This window comes from Novosphingobium sp. AAP1 (assembly GCF_001295765.1).
Lineage (GTDB): Bacteria > Pseudomonadota > Alphaproteobacteria > Sphingomonadales > Sphingomonadaceae > Novosphingobium > Novosphingobium capsulatum.
Map to the genome: position 1 here is coordinate 1 of NZ_LJHO01000013.1, position 21,472 is coordinate 21,472.

General features: G+C 63.2%; 19 protein-coding genes. 7 read left to right on the top strand and 12 right to left on the bottom strand.

From position 1 onward, the window contains the following. The coding region (locus IP65_RS22025; protein ID WP_231627766.1) for a hypothetical protein at window positions 1-361 on the bottom strand (361 nt) is incomplete at its 3' end. Window positions 362-409: 48 nt separating this feature from the next. On the opposite strand from IP65_RS22025, the gene IP65_RS17335 reads away from it, so the two are divergent. Then, window positions 410-883, top strand: a complete 474-nt coding sequence (locus IP65_RS17335) for a hypothetical protein (RefSeq protein ID WP_156306684.1) — start codon at window positions 410-412, stop codon at window positions 881-883. A gap of 316 nt (window positions 884-1,199) precedes the next feature. On the opposite strand, the gene IP65_RS21450 is transcribed toward IP65_RS17335, so the two are convergent. After that, entirely contained in the window at window positions 1,200-1,559 is a 360-nt protein-coding gene (locus tag IP65_RS21450; RefSeq protein WP_156306686.1) for a hypothetical protein, read from the bottom strand. Between the two features lie 245 nt (window positions 1,560-1,804). Further along, complete coding sequence (locus IP65_RS17340) at window positions 1,805-2,716, bottom strand: hypothetical protein (RefSeq protein ID WP_054132441.1); 912 nt, start codon at window positions 2,714-2,716, stop codon at window positions 1,805-1,807. Between the two features lie 153 nt (window positions 2,717-2,869). Here IP65_RS17340 and IP65_RS17345 point away from each other — a divergent pair, with 153 nt between their 5' ends. Further along, window positions 2,870-3,589, top strand: a complete 720-nt coding sequence (locus tag IP65_RS17345; RefSeq protein WP_054132442.1) for a carbon-nitrogen hydrolase family protein — start codon at window positions 2,870-2,872, stop codon at window positions 3,587-3,589. 67 nt (window positions 3,590-3,656) lie between these two features. Here IP65_RS17345 and IP65_RS17350 read toward each other — a convergent pair whose 3' ends face one another. Beyond that, the gene (locus tag IP65_RS17350) at window positions 3,657-4,544 is read right to left on the bottom strand and encodes a DMT family transporter (protein ID WP_054132443.1); all 888 of its coding nucleotides are present in this window, start codon (window positions 4,542-4,544) and stop codon (window positions 3,657-3,659) included. A gap of 83 nt (window positions 4,545-4,627) precedes the next feature. Here IP65_RS17350 and IP65_RS17355 point away from each other — a divergent pair, with 83 nt between their 5' ends. Next, complete coding sequence (locus IP65_RS17355; protein WP_054132444.1) at window positions 4,628-5,110, top strand: Lrp/AsnC family transcriptional regulator; 483 nt, start codon at window positions 4,628-4,630, stop codon at window positions 5,108-5,110. Window positions 5,111-5,564: 454 nt separating this feature from the next. Here IP65_RS17355 and IP65_RS21005 read toward each other — a convergent pair. From IP65_RS21005 to IP65_RS17380, 4 genes are all read right to left on the bottom strand, one after another. Then, a protein-coding gene (locus IP65_RS21005; RefSeq protein WP_156306687.1) for an IS5 family transposase occupies window positions 5,565-6,331 on the bottom strand; the annotation gives its coding sequence in 2 pieces (ribosomal slippage) (window positions 5,565-6,019 and window positions 6,019-6,331; 768 coding nt in all). A 389-nt stretch (window positions 6,332-6,720) separates the two neighbouring features. Further along, window positions 6,721-8,028, bottom strand: coding sequence for an AAA-associated domain-containing protein (locus IP65_RS17370; protein WP_054132447.1), 1,308 nt, complete (start codon window positions 8,026-8,028; stop codon window positions 6,721-6,723). Between the two features lie 49 nt (window positions 8,029-8,077). After that, a complete protein-coding gene (locus tag IP65_RS17375) occupies window positions 8,078-9,805 on the bottom strand; it encodes an ABC transporter permease subunit (protein ID WP_054132448.1) in 1,728 nt (575 codons plus the stop codon). Between the two features lie 13 nt (window positions 9,806-9,818). Beyond that, window positions 9,819-11,162: a carbohydrate porin gene (locus tag IP65_RS17380; RefSeq protein WP_054132490.1), complete on the bottom strand. Its 1,344-nt coding sequence runs from the start codon at window positions 11,160-11,162 to the stop codon at window positions 9,819-9,821. Window positions 11,163-11,600: 438 nt separating this feature from the next. On the opposite strand from IP65_RS17380, the gene IP65_RS17385 reads away from it, so the two are divergent. The 4 genes from IP65_RS17385 (at window position 11,601) to IP65_RS17400 (ending at window position 15,091) form a co-directional block, all read left to right on the top strand. After that, entirely contained in the window at window positions 11,601-11,879 is a 279-nt protein-coding gene (locus IP65_RS17385) for a metal/formaldehyde-sensitive transcriptional repressor (RefSeq protein ID WP_022676028.1), read from the top strand. 141 nt (window positions 11,880-12,020) lie between these two features. Then, a complete protein-coding gene (locus IP65_RS17390) occupies window positions 12,021-12,899 on the top strand; it encodes a CDP-alcohol phosphatidyltransferase family protein (RefSeq protein ID WP_054132449.1) in 879 nt (292 codons plus the stop codon). A 297-nt stretch (window positions 12,900-13,196) separates the two neighbouring features. Then, the gene (locus tag IP65_RS17395; protein WP_054132450.1) at window positions 13,197-14,297 is read left to right on the top strand and encodes an inositol-3-phosphate synthase; all 1,101 of its coding nucleotides are present in this window, start codon (window positions 13,197-13,199) and stop codon (window positions 14,295-14,297) included. Window positions 14,298-14,299: 2 nt separating this feature from the next. Further along, entirely contained in the window at window positions 14,300-15,091 is a 792-nt protein-coding gene (locus IP65_RS17400; protein ID WP_054132451.1) for an NTP transferase domain-containing protein, read from the top strand. Window positions 15,092-15,132: 41 nt separating this feature from the next. On the opposite strand, the gene IP65_RS17405 is transcribed toward IP65_RS17400, so the two are convergent. The 4 genes from IP65_RS17405 to IP65_RS17420 form a co-directional block, all read right to left on the bottom strand. Further along, the gene (locus tag IP65_RS17405) at window positions 15,133-16,812 is read right to left on the bottom strand and encodes an APC family permease (protein ID WP_054132452.1); all 1,680 of its coding nucleotides are present in this window, start codon (window positions 16,810-16,812) and stop codon (window positions 15,133-15,135) included. Then, a complete protein-coding gene (gene betA / locus IP65_RS17410; protein ID WP_054132453.1) occupies window positions 16,809-18,488 on the bottom strand; it encodes a choline dehydrogenase in 1,680 nt (559 codons plus the stop codon). The genes IP65_RS17405 and betA overlap by 4 nt, the downstream gene beginning before the upstream one ends. After that, window positions 18,475-19,887, bottom strand: a complete 1,413-nt coding sequence (gene betB, locus IP65_RS17415; protein WP_054132454.1) for a betaine-aldehyde dehydrogenase — start codon at window positions 19,885-19,887, stop codon at window positions 18,475-18,477. The genes betA and betB overlap by 14 nt, the downstream gene beginning before the upstream one ends. 183 nt (window positions 19,888-20,070) lie before the next feature. Further along, on the bottom strand, window positions 20,071-21,354 hold the full coding sequence (locus IP65_RS17420; RefSeq protein WP_168353043.1) for an HD-GYP domain-containing protein: 1,284 nt from the start codon (window positions 21,352-21,354) through the stop codon (window positions 20,071-20,073). Window positions 21,355-21,472 lie beyond the last annotated feature (118 nt).

Below are 21,472 nucleotides of genomic sequence, written 5' to 3' on the forward strand. Positions count from 1 at the left end.
GATCCCCTGCTGTTGGTTGAAGCGCCCCATTTCTCATCGAGATGAACGAAGGCGCAGTTTCGTTGTCGGCATCCGGCCTCGGGAACGGCAGGAATTGCGGCGGTCGCGGCACAATGCCCAAATCGGCGGCTCGCGCCCAGCCCTCGCCGTTCAATCGATCAACATGGCTCCCCGAAACCGGCCATTTCGGGAATGCTGGACCGTTCCGTTTCTCCATCTCCGATATGCCATTTCGGGAAAACACAATCGGGAACAGGTTTTGGGAAAGCAAAGCCCGCATCCGGGCGTCCGCGTGCATCGGCCCCGTCCGTCTCGCCGGCTGTTCCCAATCGGGAAGGCCGGCAGCAATGGAAACTGTCACGTTGGACGTATAGGCTCAAAGGACCATCCCTTGAGGGCCCTACCTACGATGCGCTCGATCGGCATATGCCTCGCCTCCGTCCTGTCGATGACGATGCTCTCCACCTCCGCAGCAGCAAGTGCGCCTCCTCCTCCACCGGCTTATGTTTTCTCTGCTGGTGACGTGCTGACAGATGCGGCGAACAAGGATCAAGCAAAAATTGCCAAGCTTTTCGCCAGTGATGTAGTCGCCAGCATTAACGGTCAGCGTATCGCATCAGGAAAGGCTGCTTGGCTGAAATGGTGGTCAAATGACCGGTCTCACTATTACGGCAAGACGCTGGGGACCAGCATGGGTTGGAAGGGCGACGGCGCTCTGTTGGTTCTGGACCAGTTTGACACGCAGAACAACGCTGTCAGCACACCGGAAAGTGGCGATCCGAGGCCGACAACTCGATCAACGTTCTACCGCTTTGGCCCCGATCGCTTGATCCACGCTGTAGATATCAGCGAAGTGGACTCGTTCTATATTAGCGCGAAATAGAAGCTGACGCGATGCACGCACTTTCCCGGAACTTCGCACCAACAGGTTCCGGCAAAGAATCTGCGTTCTCAATATGCGATCACTTTCGGGAACGGCAGCTATCGCCACCAGCCTCCTGAAAGCTGCCTGTCCGCTTCCCACCAACCCAGGCTGTTCATGGGGCCAGCGATGTTGATGAACAAACGACGGCTTTCGACGTGTGGGCTCAGGCGCCTGAACGGCCGCTATTAGGGCGATCGTGGCGGAGGACGAGGCGATGGTCAAAATGACGGTTTGTGCCCACTTGCGAACGTTCGATTTGGAAGTCCAATGCCCCTCAGTGACTCGCCATCGGCAGCCTCGAGCAGTCTGGTCCGGTGACGCTGGTGGCGGATTGGTCCTCCAGCCACGCGGAAAGCCACACGTTTGGAAGCGTGTGTGGGTTTTGGAAGAACCACCGATCGCTTGAAACCGAGTTGATTCGCTGGATGTCTCGAGCCAAGTCTCCAGACGAACGCACCAGAACGACCTGATGATAAGAAATGACTTGGCCATCGCGTAAGGCCGACAAATGGCTGAAGCACACACCGGTTGCTCCGGGCCGCTCGTCGGCCTTGGCGCTGGAATTAAACCCGTTCAGCAATATCAGCCCACAGAACCAGGCAGCCCATTTCAGTTCGGATATGTCGAGCCTCATCGCGTGTCTCCAGCTGCAGCCAGTACCGCTGACCACTTTAGCTCGGCCAGCCCTGCTAGCGAGAATACTTTCTGCGCCGTAATTGGTGTCGGCCTCTCGCCACTTCCGGCCGGCCAAAAGATTGAATAGCCTCATGAAAAGTAGCTGTCACCAGGCTCCCAATCCGAGATGAACGAAGGCACGGTTTCGTTGTCGACCGCTGCTGCGGGAACGTCCGCAATGAAGGCGGTATTACCCGGGAATTTTCAGCCCAGCAGTTCACGTGTCAGAATGTCCTCGCTTGGCAATGCTTCGCGTGCGAGGCAGGCTAACAGGCACAATATCAGGAGATCCCATGCGTCGACCCAGTCGCGATGGTCGAGCTTGCCGCCGCTGCCATGCGCTGCCCGTGAACGTCGCGCATAACTGCGCTTCGTTTCCTCGTAGGTTTTGAGGCGGTCGCTCCGCACCGGCGCGCAAAGCTGACTCACAAGCAGACCGAGTCGGAATGACACTTCGGTTGAGACATTGGGAAACAGCGCTTCGATGCCCTGCCAGATATGCAGCAGCGACGAGGACAGATCGGGAATGGCAGGCGCCGTCTGCAAGGCGAGACGTGCAGCCTTGAGCGGCTGATGCGCCATCTCAAGAGCCATCCAACGTTCGGCGTCCGCGACTGCGTCGGTGAACGCCTGCGCCGAAACGGTCCGCGTTGCCCCAACCGTGATCGACTGAAAGGTCGGCTCATGCAGCCAGCCCTCGATCTTGCCGTCCGCCGACACGAAGCCGCTCTGGAGTCCGGGCGGCAGCTCGGGGCGCATCGTCGCGGAATCGCGATAGTTGAGTCCACTATAGTCGCGCAGCGTATGCGTCATGCCGACCGGCATGATGAATGGCGACACCCACTTCAGGTACAGCATCACCTGCAAGATGCGGACGCGCTCCTGCGCTTGCGCGAAGTCCGGCGCCCCCCTGATTTCGATTTCGAGGTGGCAATCGTTGAGAAACACGTCGAGCAGATGCCAGGAGAATTGCAGCTTGTGCGAGGCACCGAGCGTCGCAAAGTCGAAGGTGGTGGTTTCCCATTCGCGTCGGCGCAGCACTGCCTGCGCCGTCTTTACGATCGGCGGCAAATCGCCGGGCACTAGCGCCAGACATGGGAAGAAATAGCTCGGCATCAGCTGCGATCGCTAGCGGTGCTGCTGTTTCCGTCAAGGTGGTAGCACGCAGGAGCCGAAGTCAAGGCCGGGCAATCGGACAGCATGGGAGACCTCTACCATCTCGCTGATCGTTCCCTTCCACGAAACGGCAATCTGGGGCATCTGCCGCCGATGCGTATTGCTGCCGTTCAATCCTTCGCCATCGTCGATGACTTGCACCGCGCCAGTGACGCGATCGTGCATAGGCTTCGCTGGGCAGACATCGAAGGTATTGATCTTATTATATTCCCAGAGGCGTTCCTGCTCGGGCATTCCTATGACCAGGAGACGATCCGATCCCGCGCGCGCAGAGGGGGCCCCGCCATCGCCGCGTTGTGCGAACGCGTGGCGACTTTTCGTTCAACGCTCGTGGTAGGCGCGTTCAACCTCGTCAATGGACAGATATTCAATAGCGCATTCGTCATCGAAGCCGGTCAGGTTGTTGGGCGATACGCGAAGGCGCATCCAAATGAACCGGGAGTTACTGCTGGCACCGACTTCCCAATCTTTCGGCGGTTGGGCGTTCGGTACGGCGTGAATATCTGCAACGACGCCAACTTTCCTGTTGCGGCCCAGCCCATAGCCGACCAAAATGCGGGACTGATCGTCTATCCCCTGAACAATATGCTGGCCTCCGAGACGGCCGATCATTGGCGGGAGAAGAGCGTGGCGAACCTGATCAATCGCGCCCGCCAGACGAAGTGCTGGGTGGCGTCCTCCGATGTCGTCGGCACCGCAGGTCATCTCACAAGCTGGGGATGCACAGCCATCGTAACACCGGCGGGTGACATCGTGGCTCGCGTCCCAGAGTTACATGAGGGCGTTGCAGTTTATGAGATACCGGCAGGCTAAACCGCTTGCGGTTTCCCGTTTCTCGACCCTTTTGGCAGAGCGTTGCTCAATCGCGTGTCGATGCTTCTTATGACGTTCCCGCGATCTTGCTCGTCAGAACCATACCAATCGACGCGCTGACGACAAGAGCGACGGCGAGCCACTGGAGGCTGGTCAGCAGTTCGCCCAGCACCACCGCGCCGACGATCGCCCCGACTGCGGGCTCTATGCTTAGCAACACGCCCAGGCTGTTCGCCGGTATGGATTTCATTGCGACCATTTCCAGCGAATATGGAATGGCGCTCGACAGCAGGGCCGCCGCCAGTCCCATGACGATCCATTCCGGCGTGAGGAGGGCGACGCCGGTCTGGTAGATACCGATCGGGACGACGACGATCGCGGCCGCGACCATGCCGAATGCGACGGTCTGCCCGGACGGCAGGTGAGTGGTCCGCTTGCCAAACACGATATAGAGTGCCCAGCAGATTGCCGCAGCGAGCGCGAACAAGATGCCAGCAGCATCAAGGGCGTGATCGGTCGGACGCAACGGTAGCAGGAGTAGCAGTCCCGTCACTGCCAGTCCGGTCATCGCGAACTGCATCGGCCGATGCGAGCAGATCAGCGACACCGTGAGCGGCCCCAGGAACTCGATCGCGATCGCGAGGCCAAGCGGGGTCGTCCGTAGTGACAGGTAGAAGCACAGGTTCATCGTGCCCAGCGCTACGCCGTAAGGAACGATTCTAATGATGTCGTGGCGACAGAGAGGTGTTCGCCACGGGCGCATCACAGCAAGCAGAATGACCGCAGAGAAGCCGACACGGTAGGCAGTCGTTCCCGCAGCGCCGACGAGCGGAAACAGCGACTTTGCGAAGGACGTGCCCAAGGAGAATGTGACGATTGAAGCAAACAGCGCGGCGTAGGGCCGAAAGCGGCCGGTCGGGGCAACAGAGCCCAATGTATCGGATTGCACGGTCATGGCGCGACGATAGCGCCGAGATCGTAGTGGAAGGCGGTTATTCCTGTTGTTTGACAGCGGGATTCATCAATAAGACTGCCCATATGACGGAAAACGCCGACCTGGACGACTTCGATCACCGCATCATTGCGGTGGTGCGGCTCAACAATCTTGAACCGGCTCGGATCATTGCCCAGCGGGTGGGTCTTTCCGAAAGTGCTGTGCTACGCCGGTTGCGCCGGCTGCGCGCAATCGGCGTCATCGTTGCCGACGTTTCAGTCATCGATCCGGCGCGGCTGAAGCCGGCCATTACCATGCATGTCCTGGTTCAACTCCAGCACAGCAATCTTCGCGCCGAACAGGCATTCGCGATGAAGATTCAGCGTCAACCCGAGGTGGTGGCGGCATGGCACGTTACTGGCCAGACAGACTTTCTGCTGATCGTCGCGGTCCCCTCTATCGAGGAGTATCAACGGTTCTCGGATGAAATCCTGGCAGCGGACGAGGATGTACGGATGTTCGAGACGCTGGTCAGCCTTCGTGAGATCGTCCGATTCGACCCCCTGCGTGCGCAGCGATTGACGTGATCTCGGGCGAGTGACGGCAATCCCTACAATACGTTTCGCACGGCAACATGAGCAACATGGGTTTGAGCAGCGGCTTCTTGTGGTGATGATCTCTTTGGGACGGGAGCTAACGCCATCTGCCTATCGAACCAGACTGCTTCCCCCAGTTGCCGCCGGCCCACATGGCCGCGCCGGGCCATGAGACCGGCCATCCGCTGCTGAGTTTCACCCGATGAACCTATGACCGGTTTCGAAGGTAATGCCCGCGGCTCTGAATGACCGGTATGAGGGCGATCTGGGTCACAACCCGGGTGCATAAATCCGAGGCGCAAGTGGCCCACGACTCGGCCGAATCGGACATTGGATTCCGCTCCTGCGAACCGAACCCATTTACTTTTCGCTTGACAGTGGCACCCCCGATGGACCGATTTGCGAATCATCGAATAACCTGTCGCCTTATCAATTGGATAGAATGCTAGGCTGTAGACTCATAAACACGGAGCCACAGCCGCATTGAGGCCAGTTGGACCATGGCGAGGAAGTTTTTGGCCAGCTTGTCGTAGCGAGTTGCGACCCGGCGGAAGTGCTTCAACTTGGAGAAGAAGCGCTCGATCAGGTTCCGCTCGCGGTAGAGCCATGTGCTGAAGTAAGGTTTGGATCGCCGGTTCGACTTCGGCGGGATATTGGCGAACGCCCCCTTCTCGCGGAGAGACGTGCGGATGCGATCGGCGTCATAGGCTTTGTCGGCCAGCACGATCGTTCCAGCGCCAACATGATCAAGCAAACCGTCAGCCGCTTGCCCGTCGTGGCTTTGCCCAGCGGTTAGGCTTAGCCGGATCGGGAGGCCTTGCCCGTCGACGACCGCGTGGATTTTGGTCGTGAGGCCGCCTCGGGAGCGACCGAGACAATGATCTCGATCCCCCTTTTTGCCGTCGCGGCCTGCTGGTGGGCGCGAACAGAAGTGCTGTCGATCATTTGGATGTCGCCATCGCGGGCAGCGGTGATGGCGTCCATCATCCGATCCCACACGCCTACCTTTCGCCATCGGGCGAAGCGGTTGTAGCAGGTTGTGCGCGGGCCATAGCGTTCCGGCAAATCGCGCCACGGCGCACCGGATCGCAGCACCCAAAAGATGCCGTTCAGCACGCGTCGGTCATCTGCACGCGGCACGCCTCGGGGCTTGTTGGGCAGCAGCGGTTCAATCACGCGCCACTCGAAGTCAGTCAGATCATATCGGCTCATGCCAATGCTGAATCACCTTTCTTCTCGGAAAGAAAGGCGCTTGAATGACGGCATGGAGGAACCCTTTGCCAGACTGAAAGCTGCGCTACTCACAGCATTGGTGCCGACCTTGGTCGTCGCGGCCATGCTGACGTTCGGCTTCCTCGTCAGGGGAATAACGCTAGAGCCAGGCTGGCCACGGCGAGCCGCAGTCGCTGCGTCAGTCGCTTACATTTGCTTTGTCGGACCCATCCTATTCCGCGCGCGGAAGCCGACAAAGCGATAGTTTCATTTATGGGTTCACGGCCTAATTCGATTCCCTTCACCGGCGGCATTCCCCCAAGTCTTTTCCGCTCCCATTCCTTCTTCATACCCGCAAATCCGGTAGGTGCGCGCCGCCCCACGCCGGATTATTGCGGATCATCCAGGCTGAACTGGTCGTCATCCTCGTGGTAGGTGAAGACTTCGGCGTAGCGGCCCCAGTTGGTCACGGTCTTGAGCGTTTCGCTGGCGAAATCCGGGCTCATGTGGTCCTCCAGCTCGTCGCGGAAGCGGCGCGCGGGGGCCTTGTGGCTGGCGCGTTCATCAAGGATGCGGCGGATGTGGCCGGCGAGCGGAACGTGGGCGAGCAGCGCCTCTCCGAACATCGCCTTGCGGTGATCGACATCGGCCTGGGCATAGCGGCGCGCCGCGGGCGTGAGCAGCAGTTCGGCCCCGCGCAGTTCGGCAAAGCGCAGCAGTTGCAGGGTTTCGGCCATGGGGAAGAGATCGTCGATCTCGAAATTGAGGGAATCAGCCAGTTCCGCCATGCTGGCGCGGCCGTTGAACGGGGTACCGTCGACCTCTTCGATCAGGCCCGCCAGCGTGTTGGTAGACACATGCGGCAGGACCATGGCGATGCCAGTGCCGGGGAACACCCCTTCACGCGGGCGGGCGGCATCGGCCGGGCGGGCGGTCATCCGCGCATAGATGTCATCGACCAGCGCGCGGAACGGCGGATCGAGGCGATCGCGCGGGCGCGGGATATCCACCTTGATCTCGGCCACGACGCGGCCGGGATTGGACGAGAAGACCAGGATGCGGTCGCACATCTGCACCGCTTCCTCGATATTGTGGGTGACGATCAGGATCGACTTGATCGGCATCCGCCCTTCCGACCAGAGATCGAGCAGATCGGTGCGCAGCGTTTCAGCGGTAAGCACATCGAGCGCGGAAAAGGGTTCGTCCATCAGCAGGAGCGAGGGATTGACGACCAGCGCGCGGGCCAGGCCGACGCGCTGGCGCATGCCGCCCGACAGTTCCTTGGGATAGGCGTTTTCAAAGCCATCGAGGCCGATCAGGTCGATCGCGGCCAGCGCGCGGCTGCGGCGTTCGGCGGCGGGCACTTTCTGCGCCTCGAGCCCCAGTTCCACGTTTTGCAGCACGGTGAGCCAGGGAAACAGGGCGAAGGTCTGGAACACCATGGCGACGCTGGGATCGGGGCAATCCTCGCTCGCGATGCGCGCAACGGTGCCCTGGCGCGGATGGATCAGGCCGGCGATCGAGCGCAGCAGCGTGGACTTGCCCGAGCCGGAGCGACCGAGCAGCCCGACGACCTCGTTCTGGTAGAGCGTGAGATCGACGTTTTCGAGCACGAGATGGCCACCGGGCGGCGGACCATAGAAATGGTTCAGGCCCTTGACCTCGATCAGCGGCTGGGGCGGCAGGAGAGTTGCCATGGGGATACTCCGAAAACGATAAGCCAGGGACGGGGAAAAGGCAGGGCAGTCAGAGGCGCAGGCGGCGTTCGCCAAAGGCATAGAGCGGGCGCCACACCAGGCGGTTGAAGCCGAGCACGAACAGGCTCATCACCGCGATGCCCAATGCCACCTGCGGATAGTTTCCGGCGGTGGTGGCATCGGCAATATAGGCGCCAAGGCCATGGGCGCGCAGGTGGTGATCACCCCAGGTGACCACTTCGGCCACGATCGAGGCATTCCACGAGCCGCCCGACGCGGTAAGGGCGCCGGTGATATAGTACGGGAAGATGCCGGGCAGCGCGACCTGGCGCCACCACTGCCACCCGCGCACGCCAAACATGCCGGCCGCCTCACGCAGGTCGTTGGGAATGGCGCTGGCCCCGGCGATGACGTTGAACAGGATGTACCACTGCGTGCCGAGGATCATCAGCGGCGACAGCCACACATCGGGCGCCAGGCCGAAGCGGACAATGGCGATGACGGCAAAGGGAAACAGGACGTTGGCGGGAAAGGCCGCGAGAAACTGGGCGATCGGCTGAACCCGTTCGGCAAGGCGCGGGCGCAGGCCGATCATCACGCCCAGCGGCACCCAGATCACGCTGGCCAGCACGATCAGCACGATCACGCGCACCATGGTGATCATGGCGTCGCCCAGGGCCTGGGCCATGTCTTGCAAGGTAAGCGAGGTGAGCACGTAGTGCCCGGTCCAGCCGAGCGCCGCGATCACGCCGAGCCACACCCCTGCCTGCCACAGCCGTTCCAGCCAGGGGTTGGATGCGCCATCGACCACGACACGCTGGCGCCGCGCGCGCGGTTCGAGCGCAAGGAGCAGCCGGCCCAGCGTGGCCAGCGGCGCCAGCACCACCGGCAGCAGGCGGGTGCGGCGCAAGAGATCATGAAACCAGCTTTGCGGGGCATCAGCGCTGGCGGTCTGTTCAAAGCGGAAGCGATCGGCCCAAGCCACGATCGGGCGGAAGAACAACTGGTCATAGGCCAGGATGACCAGCGCCATCGTGCCCACCGCCCAGCCCACGGCGTGGAAATTCTGCTGCTGGATCGCCATGGCGAGATAGGAACCGATACCCGGCAGCGTGGCGGTGGTGTTGCCCACGGTGATCGCTTCGGATGCCACCACGAAGAACCAGCCCCCAGACATCGACATCATCGCGTTCCACACCAGCGCCGGCGTGGCAAACGGCAGATCGAGCCGGAGGAAACGGCGCACCGGCGACAGTGCAAAGCCCTGGCACACTTCCTCCAGATCGCCGGGCACGCTGCGCAGCGACTGGTAGAAGCTGAACGCCATGTTCCACGCCTGCGAGGTGAAGATGGCAAAGACGCTGGCGAGTTCCACCCCCAGCACGTTGCCGGGGAAGAGGTTCATGAAGAACGTGACGGTGAACGTGAGGAAGCCCAGGATCGGCACGGATTGCAGGATATCGAGCGCCGGCACGATGAGCCGCCCGGCGTGGCGGCTGCGCGCCGCCAACGTGGCCACGACCAGCGTGAACACGGTGGAGGCCAGCAAGGCGGCGAACATCCGCAGCACGGTGCGCAGCGCATAGTAGGGCAGATGCACCGGCGCGAGCGTGACCGGTTCGAGATTGAGACTGCTGAGCGGGGCCACGGCGCCTTCGGCCGCGCGGAAGACCAGCACGGCCAGGCCCGAGAGGATGGCGAAGGCAATCGCATCCTCGCGGTTCGGGCGGGTGAGCCGCAGCATGCGCGAAAAGCTGGGCAGGCGGGTGGTGGTCATGATCCAGGCTCTTTCAGAAGCCGGCGTGGACACGCAAGGCAAAGATATTGGCCGGTCCGCGATCGCGGTTGTAGCCGGGATTGGCGATGTGCTGATAATCAAACGTCATTGAACCCCAGCCGACCGGACGGAAGGCATAATAGGCTTCCACGATCTGCTCCGTCCCAGGATGGGGCAGCGCGCCATCGCCCACCAGCACACCCAGACCACCGGCCGCGAGCCACCGCTTGTGCGCCGCCGAAATGCCGTTGGCGACACCAGCAACGGCGAAGGTATCCTGCGGGCGCCCCCAGCCCTTGCCGGTCAGCGAGCCACCGAATGCCAGGGTGCGGTCGATATCGGTGAAATCGTAGGTTTCGATCCGCCCATCGCTCCACCCGCCGCGCATGAACAGGCCAAGGCTGCCGGTCACTTCCTGTTCGGCATTGAACGCGATGCCGAGGCGATCCTGCACACGGCGCGCCGGGGCCAGGTCTGGCACAGTCTGCCCGCTAGCGGCTGCGAGCGCCAGGGCATCATCGAACCGGGCAAAGCGACCACGGTTGCGGAAGCCGGTGACGCGCACGGCGCCGGGATGGCCAGCAAGGGTGAAGCGGCGCTCAACCTCGGCAATCAGCGCGTTCTGCGAGAAATTGCTTTCCAGCGCGACGCCGTTGGGCACCTGGGACAGGTTGTAGAGCCCGGCACGCAAGGTCCACGGACCCTGGTACCATTCGGCCGCGACGCCATAGGTATAGCCCCAGGCGTTGGCGGCGTAATCAAAACTGCCGGTATCGACGAGCGACCAGTTGAGGAAATCGCCGCGCGGATCGTGGGCATAGCGGTTGGTGTCGAAGACATCGCCCACGCCCATCTTGCCTACGGTGATCACCAGGCGGTTGACGGTGGTGGCCAGGCGCAGCTGGTTCTGTGCCGCGGCCACGGCCAGGGGATCACCGCCCAGGGCGATCGTCTGCCGCAGGAACGCGCGCTGCAACTTGAAGTAGGGGCTGAACTGGCCAACCTTGTAGGCCTCTGCGCTGGGAAATCCGCCTGCGCCCAGCGTGTTGGACAGGCCAAACCCCTGGTCGATTTCGGGATTGACCCAGACTTCCGCCCCGCGCCAGGGCCGCACCCCGAGATAGAGCGTGGCATCGTTGGTGGCCTTGACCTGGTGCGGGGCGAGGCTGTTGTCGGCCGAATACGGGGAAGCGAAACCGCCCACGCCCTGCGCCACCAGGGTATATTGGCCATGGATCGCAATGGTTTGATCCGGGGCTTGATCGGCCACTTGGGCCGCAGGCGGGGCATCGGCGCGAACCGGTGCCTGGGCCAGCAGCGCGCCCCAGGCAAGAGCGGTGGCCAGCCGGCCGGCCATGCGCCATTCGATCGATGCAGCCGTCAGCCCGTTCACCGCCGCAGCGCTAGCGTGGGAATATGACAGGCGCGTGTTGTGGGCCGGGAGGCTGTCGATGGTCGCTGCGCGCAATGCGCGCCGCAGCAGCGGGAAGGAAAGCGTGATCATCAATTCGGTCCTTGGTCAGGCGGCAACCGCCCGGCCGGACCGAGGACACATCACATGACGTGCCGCACCGATCCTGCGGGCAAGCTGCCAGCCGCAACACAAGCGGCAGTCAGGCTTGAGCGCCTACTGTCGCCTTCGTCGGCGGAAGGGTTGCAACTTCGCGGCATCGGTATGATTCCTTGGAATTTCGTCGCGTCATTGGGCCATGCACACGCGGCCCGGGAACGACTCGACTTGCGCGCCCCTATACCCTAGGGGAGTACGGTATCAAGTGAAAAAGGGACCAGGATCATGAGCCATGTGGCAGCCGAAAAGCAGAAACTGCTCAACCGGCTGAAACGCATCAGGGGGCAGATCGACGCGCTGGAACGGGCAGTGGACGCCGAAGTGGAATGCGCGCGCGTGCTGCAACAGGCAACGGCCTGCCGCGGCGCCCTGGAAGGCTTCATTGCCGAAGTGATCGAAGACCATATCCGCGAGCACATGATCGATCCTGGCCAACCAGGCAGCGATCCCAAGACCCAGGCCGCCGAGGAACTGGTGGCGATCATCAAGGCCTATATCCGCTGACACCCACCGCCGCGCCACGGGCACGGACATGGTTTGCAATTGGCGAGACCGATGACGCGGTATAGGGTGCGGGCGATGAACCCGTCACGTCCCGTACCCAACACCACCGCAACCTCTGGCCCTGTCAAAACGCATCAACGGGTGCGCCCGCCGCGGCCGCTGCGCCCGGCCGAGTTGCAGGACTGGCTCAACAGCCGGATCTATCATCCTCTGTCGTGGCGCCTGGCCTGGGCACTGGCACCCACGCCGATCACGCCGAACATGGTTTCCGTGTTCGGGGCAGCCATGGTGGTGGCCGCCGGCGTGGTCTATTGCCAGCCGGGCTGGCCCTGGATGGTCTTGCTGGGGCTGGCCCTGCATCTGAGCTGGCACGTGGTGGATGGCGCCGATGGCGATCTGGCGCGCCTGACCGGGCGCAGCGGGCCGAACGGCGAAATGGTGGACGGGCTGTGCGATTATGGCAGCCACACCGTGGTCTATCTCCTGCTCGGCTGGTGGTTGCAGGAGCATGTCAGCCCATGGTGCTGGATCGCGGTGGTGGGCGCGGGCCTGAGCCGCATCGTGCAGGCCAATCATTATGAAGTGCAGCGGCGGCAATATCAGTGGTGGGCCTATGGCAACCCGTGGCTGCGCCAGGATGACGTGCCGATCACCGGGCCGGGCACCGCGCTAGCCCGCCTTTATCTCTTGCTGGGCCGCGCCCTGGCGCCAGGCGGGGTTGCGGTCGATGCCGCTTACGACCGGCTGGCCACCGATCCGGCCGGTACGGCAAACGCGCGCGCGATCGCCCGGGGCCATGCCCGCGATCTGCTGCCGGCGTGGCGCATCCTGGGCGCCAACAGCCGCACGATCCTGCTGGGCTTGGCCATGCTGGCCGGTTCGCCGCTCTATTATTTCCTGTTCGAAGCGGTGGTGCTAAATATCGTGCTGCTGGCATCGATTGCCCATGCCGGCGGCGCCGCGCGGCGGCTGGAGCATGATTTTGCCAGTGCGACAACCGACAGCGTTGCCGCGCGCTGAACCGCCGAGGGCGCGCGCCCAAGCGTTTTCAGTGTGCGACAAGTCGAGCGCAAAGTTGCAATGCAGCTGCAGTATGGCAGTCATAATGTAACAACCACACCGGGCTCCATTGCCATGGCCCGAGGATTGCTCTATTTTGGCGCCTTCCGGTCCGGACCGTCCGGGTTCCACTCATTCTTCCTTGTTTGAAGGCGGGGTGGGCAGCACCGCGAAAAGACAGTTTCGTTTGAGTGTCAGGCAGGTACCTGGCTGTTATCAGCATGGGCCACCGCCATGACCGCAGGAGAATTACCTAAAATGCCATCGATCAAAGTCGCGGTTATTGGCGTCGGCAACTGCGCCAGTTCACTGGTTCAGGGTGTTTTCTATTACAAGAACAACAACTCTTCCCAAGGCCTGATCCATGATGTCATCGGCGACTATGTGCCGGGCGACGTTGAATTCGTTCTCGGGGTCGATGTCGATGCTCGCAAGGTGGGCAAGGATCTGGGCGAGGCGATCTTCGCTGCCCCGAACAACACCACCGTGTTCTACAAGGACGTGCCGACCACCGGCGCCAAGGTGATGCGCGGCCGCGTGCTCGACGGCGTTGCCGACCACATGACCGTCGCCGGTGAGCGCGGTTTCATCGTGGCCGAGGGTGAAGACCCGAGCCAGGCCGACATCGTTGCAGCGCTCAAGGAATCGGGCGCCGAAATCCTGCTCAACTTCCTGCCCGTCGGCTCGCAGAAGGCCAGCGAATTCTACATGGAATGCGCGCTGGAAGCGGGCGTTGCCGTGGTGAACTGCATCCCGGTGTTCATTGCCAGCAACCCGGAATGGGAAGCACGCTTCCGCGCCGCTGGCCTGCCGATCGTGGGTGACGACATCAAGGCCCAGGTTGGCGCCACGATCGTGCACCGCACGCTCTCGACGCTGTTTTCGGCACGCGGCGTGACCACCGAGCGCACCTATCAGCTCAACACCGGCGGCAACACCGACTTCCTCAACATGCTCGACCGCCATCGCCTGTCGAGCAAGAAGGAATCGAAGACTGAAGCCGTGCAGGCCATGCTGGCCCAGCGCTTGGCCGAAGAAAACATCCTGATCGGCCCGTCGGAATACGTTCCGTGGCAGAAGGACAACAAGATCTGCTTCCTGCGCATGGAAGGCGTGCAGTGGGGCAACGTTCCGGTGAACCTGGAACTGCGCCTGTCGGTGGAAGACAGCCCCAATGCAGCCGCTTGCGTGATGGACGCGATCCGTTGCTGCAAGGTGGCGCTGGAACGCGGTGAAGGCGGCGCGCTGATCGGCCCGTCGGCCTATTTCTGCAAGCACCCGCCCGAACAGTTCATCGACGATGTCGCGCTGCGCATGGTCGATGAATATATCGCTGCCGTGCCGCAGGCAGCCGAATAAGCATGGAAACTGCTGCCGTGTCGCGGCCCGCCCATGGCGCCGCCGTGCCGCGGCATGCGGTTATCCTGGCTGCTGGACTGGGATCGCGCTTGCGCGATCTCAGCCAGTCCAAGCCGCTGACCCCGGTTTGCGGTTTCCCCCTTTTGGAACTGGGCGTGCGCCAGGCTGCTGCTGCCGGCATTACCCATATCGTGGTGGTGACCGGGCACGAAGCGGCCCGCGTAGAAGCCGCCCTGCCCGATCTGGCCGCCCGTTGCGGCGTGGCCATCCAGGCCGCCCGCGTGGCAGACTGGACCTTGCCCAATGGGCATTCCGTCATCGCCGGCGCGGCCTTGGTCGATGGGCCATTCCTGCTGATGATGGCCGACCACATCTTTTCCGCCGAGATTCTGCAGCGCCTGACCCATGAGGGCGCGCCGACGCGTGACGTCACGCTGGCGATCGATCGCCGGCTCGACAATCCCCTGGTCGATCCTGACGACGCCACCTGGTTGCGCACGCGGCCAGATGGGACGATCGCGGCGATCGGCAAGACCATCTTTCCCTATGACGCGGTGGATTGCGGCGCGTTCCTGGCGACGGCAGCCCTGCCCGCCGCGATTGCCCAGGCTGTGGCCATGGGCCGCCCTGGATCGCTTTCCGATGGCATGCAGGTGCTGGCCGATGCTGGCCGCGCCGCCACGATGGAAATCGATGGCGCCTGGTGGATCGACGTGGACGACCCGCGTGCCCACGCCCAGGCCGAGGCCGACCTGCCCCAGGCGATCCCCGCGCTGTTCAGCCCGGCGATCTGACCGCTTTCACAGAGCAATACACCAAGCGCAGCGGCGGGGGATCACCCCGCCGTGGGCGCGCCGTGGTGCAAGGCGAAGGCGTGCGTGACGGCAATGAGCGCGGCGCAGCCGGCCAGGGCAAGCCAAGGCAGCCAGCCGGCGCGGCGCGTCATCGTGCCATCGCTGTTGCGGGCGTAGTCTTCGACCAGGGCATGGGGAAATACGCCCTTGTCCTGCAGATAGTGACGCCAGGCGAAGACCGGCACGATCAGCAGCAGCGCGATCAGGCCGTTGCGCAGCGTGCCTGCGCCCCACACATCCGCCCCCGCGCCCATGAAGGCCATGTTGACGAAACCGAACGTGCAGCCCAGAGCCAGGAGCCAGGTGGGGCAGCGGAACGGGCGCTCCTTGTCACCGCGATCGATGCGATGAATCCAGCCAGCCTGGAGATTGAGGAAATTGAACGCGAGGTAGCAGACGTTGCTGATCATCAGCACGGCGAAATAGTCTGACGCCAGCAGCAGGATCAGGTTGAAGCCCAGGTCCGTCCACATCGCGGCGGTGGGCGCCCCGTGGCTGTTCACGCGCGAGAGATAGCGCGGCAGCCAGCCATCGAGCGAGGCCTGGTAGAGCGTGCGCGACGATCCCATCATCGAGGTCATCACGATCAGCAGCAGCGACAGGATCAGCATGGCGATGAACAGGTTGGCGATCAACACGCCGGCATGGCTGGAGGCGACGAGACCCAGCCCCTTGACGACGATCGAGGCCAGCGCCTGGGCCACGCCGGAACCATCGTAGATCGAAGGTGAGAGCATGGCGTCAAGGCCGAGCGAGGCCTGGAACGCCAGCGGCACCAGCGCAAAGACGAGGATGCACAACACGCCCGAGGCGATGATCGCGCGCGGCGTATCGCGGGCGGGATTGCGAAATTCGCGGGTATAGCACACCGCAGTTTCAAAGCCGTAGGTGGACCAGCCGGCACCGAACATCGCGCCCATCAGCAGGACCAGGCCATAGCCATTCCAGCTGCCAAAGCCGGCATGGCCCGCCGCGTCGCGCAGCATGGGCAGCAGCGGGAAGAGATGCTCGCGCGGGAGATTGCCGGTGAACACCGGGATCAGGCCGACCAGGATGAGCGGGGCCAGGCACACGAGGCCAAGGATCTTTTGGGCTTGGGCCGCCCGCGCAGCACCGCCATGTTGCAAGGCGAAGGTGAGCAGCAGGAACGCAGTGGCGATCAGCGAGACCGCATTGATGCGCAAAGACAGGCCGGGGCGCACGAAGCCGAGATCGACCAGCTTGATCTGCCAGGCCATGATCGCCGCATCGGGCGCGAACAGGCTGGCCATGATGTAGCCGGCGGCCAGGCTGGTAGCGAGGGTCAGCACCGGCGACCAGGCCAGCCAATTGGCCCAGATGGAGATCGGGGCGACAAAGCGGCTGTAGGGCAGCCAGGCCGCCGCGCCATAGACCGAAGCGCCGCCCGACTTGTGCGGATAGAGCCCGGCAATCTCGGCATAGACGAAGCTCTGGATAAACCCCATGAGGATCGAAGCGATCCAGACCACCCAGCTTGGCTGGCCGATGGTGGCGGCAATGCCACCCATGGTGAGCAGCACACCAGCCGGAACCCCCGACGAAGCCCAGAACGCTCCCTTCCAATCGAGCGAGCGGTGCAGTTCCCCGGCAGGGGCGGCCAAGGTCATCGCGGGGGTTATCGCGGGGTCTTCACCGATCATCGCTGCTGCGTTTCCCAGTTGGGGTGGACGTAGTAAGGCTCGTTGGCCGGCGGCAGGAGCGGGTTGCCGAGGATGTGATCGGCCGCCTTTTCCCCGATCATGATCGTGGGCGCATTGAGATTGCCGGTGGTGATCGAGGGCATGACCGAACTGTCGACCACGCGCAGGCCCTGGACGCCGATCACCCGCAGTTCTGGGTCAACCACCGCCAAGCGATCATCGACGCGGCCCATGCGCGCGGTACACGAGGGATGCAGCGCGCTTTCCACCTTGTCGGCGATGAACGCATCGATCTGCTCATCGCTGACGCAATCGGCGCCGGGCTGGATTTCCCGGCCACGAAACGGCGCGAAGGCGGGCTGCTGGAAGATTTCGCGGGTGAGGCGCACACAGGCGCGCATTTCCGCCCAATCGTCCGGGTGGCTCATATAGTTGAAGCGGATCACCGGCTTTTCGCGGGGATCGGCGCTGCGCAGCGTGACCGTGCCCCGGCTTTTCGAGCGCATCGGCCCGACGTGGGCCTGGAAACCATGCTCCGTGGCGAGCGAGGAGCCGTCGTAATTGATGGCCATCGGGAAGAAGTGATACTGGATATCGGGATAGCGGATGCCGGCGCGGCTGCGAATGAAACCGCAGGATTCAAAGTGGTTGGACGCGCCAAGGCCGGTACGCCGAAGCAGCCATTCCAGGCCCACCTTGGCCTTGCCGACCAGATTGGCGTGGCCGAACAGGGTGATCGGCTGGGTGCAAGCCATCTGGAAATAGAATTCCAGGTGATCCTGCAAGTTGGCGCCGACCCCGGCGCGATCGGCCAACACCGGGATACCATGGCTTGCCAGTTCCTGGGCCGGGCCGATGCCCGACAGCTTGAGCAGTTGCACCGAGTTGATCGGCCCGCCCGAGAGGATCACCTCACGCCCGGCGCGTGCCGTGTGCAGCGTGCCGCCGCGTTCGTACTCTACGCCCACCGCGCGGGTGCCGTCGAACAAAATGCGGGTGGCCAGCGCATGCTGCACAACCTTGAGATTGGGCCGCTTGACCGCATCATAGAGATGCGCCTTGGCCGAAGAGCAGCGCTCGCCCTTGCGCACGGTCATGTCCATGCGGCCAAAGCCTTCCTGCTGAAAGGCGTTGTAATCCTCGGTCGGCTGGTAACCGGCCTGCTGCGCCGCTTCCATCCACGCGTGGTGCAGCGGATTGTCGAGCGTGCCATAGGTGGTGGACAGGGGCCCGTCGCCGCCGCGATAGGCATTGCCGCCCTCTGCGCGGGTTTCCGCGCGCTTGAAATAGGGCAGCACCTGGGCATAGCCCCAGCCGCGCGCGCCCTGATCCTCCCAGCATTCAAAATCGAGCGGATTGCCGCGCACATAGACGAGGCCGTTGATCGAGGATGAGCCGCCCAGCCCCTTGCCGCGCGGACAATGCAAGCGGCGGTTGTTGAGATGCGGCTCGGGCTCGCTTTCATAGCGCCAGTTCCAGCGCGTGGTGTTCATCGGATAGGCGAGCGCGGCGGGCATCTGGATGAAGATCGAGCGATCCGATCCCCCGAATTCCAGCAGCAGCACGCGATGGCGGCCATCGGCGGTGAGCCGGTTGGCCAGCACGCAACCGGCCGATCCGGCGCCAACGATCACATAATCGAACGCCTCGCCCGCATAAGCATCAGTAGGGGGCATCGATCGGCTCCATGGCGACATAGACGCTCTTGAGGCGCGTATAGTGCTCGATGGCGGCGCGGCTGTTCTCGCGGCCCAGGCCCGATTGCTTGACCCCGCCGAACGGCAATTCGATCGGGGTGATGTTATAAGTGTTGATCCAGCAGGTGCCGGCATCGAGCGCGGCGACGACGCGGTGGGCGCGGGTCAGATCCTGGGTGAACACCGCGCCGGCCAGACCGAATTCGGTGGCATTGGCGCGTTCGATCACCTCGGCCTCATCGGTGAAAGGCAGGACGGCCATGACCGGGCCGAAGATTTCCTCCTGGACGATCACCATCTCGTCGTTGCAGGCGGCAAAGATGGTGGGGGCAACGAACGCCCCCTTGTCGCAGCCGTTGGCGAGCACGCGATGGCCGCCAGTGACGAGCGTGGCCCCTTCGGCCTGGCCTTTGGCGATGTAACCGAGCACCTTTTCCATGTGGGCCTGGCTGATCAGCGCGCCGACATGGGTGGCCGGATCGGCGGGATCGCCCACGATCATCGCCTCGGTCCGCACTTTCAGCCGGGCGAGGAAATCATCCATGACGCTGGCGTGGACGAAGACGCGCGTGCCGTTGGAGCAGACTTCACCGGCCGAGTAGAAATTGGCCAGGAGCGCGCCCGAGACGGCATTGTCGAGATCGGCATCGGGAAACACGATCAGCGGGCTCTTGCCACCCAGTTCGAGCGTGACCTGCTTGAGCGTGGCGGCAGCGTCGGCCATCACCTTGCGGCCCGTGCCGACTTCTCCGGTAAGAGATATCTTGGCAATGCCGGGGTGGCGCGACAGCAACTGGCCAGTGGCAGCAAAGCCCTGAACGACCTGGAACACGCCTTCAGGCACGCCAGCCTCGAGATAGATCTTTTCCAGCTCGATCGCGGTAAGCGGGGTCAATTCGGCGGGCTTGAAGATCATCGCATTGCCGCAGGCCAGCGCGGGCGCGCTCTTCCAGCAGGCGATCTGCAGCGGATAGTTCCACGCGCCGATCCCGGCGGTGACGCCCAGCGGCTCGCGCCGGGTATAGCCGAACGCGCCGGGGCCAAGATCGACGTGCTCGCCAGCAATCGTGGCTGCCACGTTGGCATAGTATTCGATGCAATCGGCACCCGAAAGCACATCGACCGCGATGGTTTCCTGGATCGGCTTGCCGGTGTCGCGGGTTTCCAAGAGCGCCAGTTCATCGTTGCGGGCGCGCAGGATATCGACCGCCCGGCGCAGCACGCGGCCCCGCTCGGTACCGGTCAGGCGAGCCCACTGCCGCTGCCCAGCGCGGGCGCGGGCCACGGCGGCATCGATTTCGGCGGCGCCGGCGATGGGGATGGTGGCGAGCACCTCACCCGTGGCGGGGTTGATCGTATCGAAAGAAGCCGGTGCCATCGTGCCCTCTGTCTGGCGTTATGTGCCCACAGAATACGGCAAGCCGGCTTGGAATCAATTTTACCGTGCAAATCGCAATTTTGTAATGCTGAAAAATATCCTTTTAAAACATAATGGTATTTTCCGGCTTTCATCACTGAGACCGATATGGTGCATAAAGTTTTCTTATGCCGGCAGTCATGCTCACAGCTGCGGGGGATCGGCCGCGCCGCGCCACAGCCGGCGCCGCACCCGATTCCAATCGGGCACGCCCCATTCATGACCGCAGGCATGGCCCACAATACTGTCGAGCGGATTGGCATCATCGAGCAGCATGTCCTGCGGCGTAAGCGGTTCGCGTTCGCGCGTGCAGAAGAACGCCGTCACATGGGGCCCCGTGTCCGTGCGGCGCCCAGGCTGGACCAAGGCCAGGCGGTTGCTGCGCAAACGCACCACCATGCCGGGCGGAAACACCCCGATGCTTTGCATGAAGGCAAACAGCAGATCGCGATCGAAATGCCCTTCCCATCCCCACATCGCCGCGAGCGCCTCTACCGGCGTCCACGCCTGCTTGTAGATACGGTCGGACGTGAGCGCGTCGTAGCAATCGCAGATCGCGCCAAGGGCCGCGGCGCGGCTGATCTCGCCCGCATGCAGGCCGGCGGGATAGCCCTTGCCATCCTGCCGTTCGTGGTGGTGCCGGCAGACATCGAGCGCGGTGGGGCAGACATCGCCTGATGCCGCAAGCAGGCGAAAGCCATGTTCGGGATGATCGCGGACGAGGGCGAATTCTTCCTGCGTGAGGCTGGCAGGCTTGTTCAGCACGTCTTGCGGGATACCGATCTTGCCCAGATCGTGGAGCAGGCCAGCCTGGCCATAGTCGCGGGTTTCCTCGGCGCTTAGGCCAAGGAACGTGGCGGCGTTGATCATCAGGGTGCACACCGCCACCGAATGGGCGAAGGTGTATTCGTCCTTGCTCTTGAGACGGACGACATCGATCACCGTGCGCGGGCTGCTGGCAACGGCCTCGGCAATATCTTCTACCAGTTGATGGGTATCAGCAACACGCACCGCGCGGCCCATGCGGGCATCGTCGAACAGGCCGCGCATCGTCTGTCGGGCCTGACCCACCATTTTCTGGACCTGGCGACGGCGCTGGCGCGAGATGCTGTGCATCAGCGCATCGGCGCGATCGGGCGGTGGGGGCGCGGCACGCCGGCAACGGCGGACCGGCCCACGCGGTTCGCCCGGCATTGGACCAGCCGCGCATGCGGGCGGCGCAGGCGCCGCCGGTTCTGCCTCGTATCGGCCGCCGCGCGCCTCGTCGATGATCACGAAGGGGGCGGCACAGCCATGGACCTTGGCAAGGTCGTCAGCAGTCGAGATGACGAAACGCGTGCGCCAGAACGGATGATCGAACCATGATCCGCCGAATCCGCAAATGAACATGCCAAGCTTGACGTGTTCGGGAGGGACATGGCGGATCATGTGCCGCAGATTGCGTGCGCGACCTTCCCCCCGGCCTAAAGCGGCCTTCAGGAAAACCCGCAGAAACATGGTTAAACGCGACGAGTGGTTGCCCCGGCGACGCCGGCGTGGTGATAGC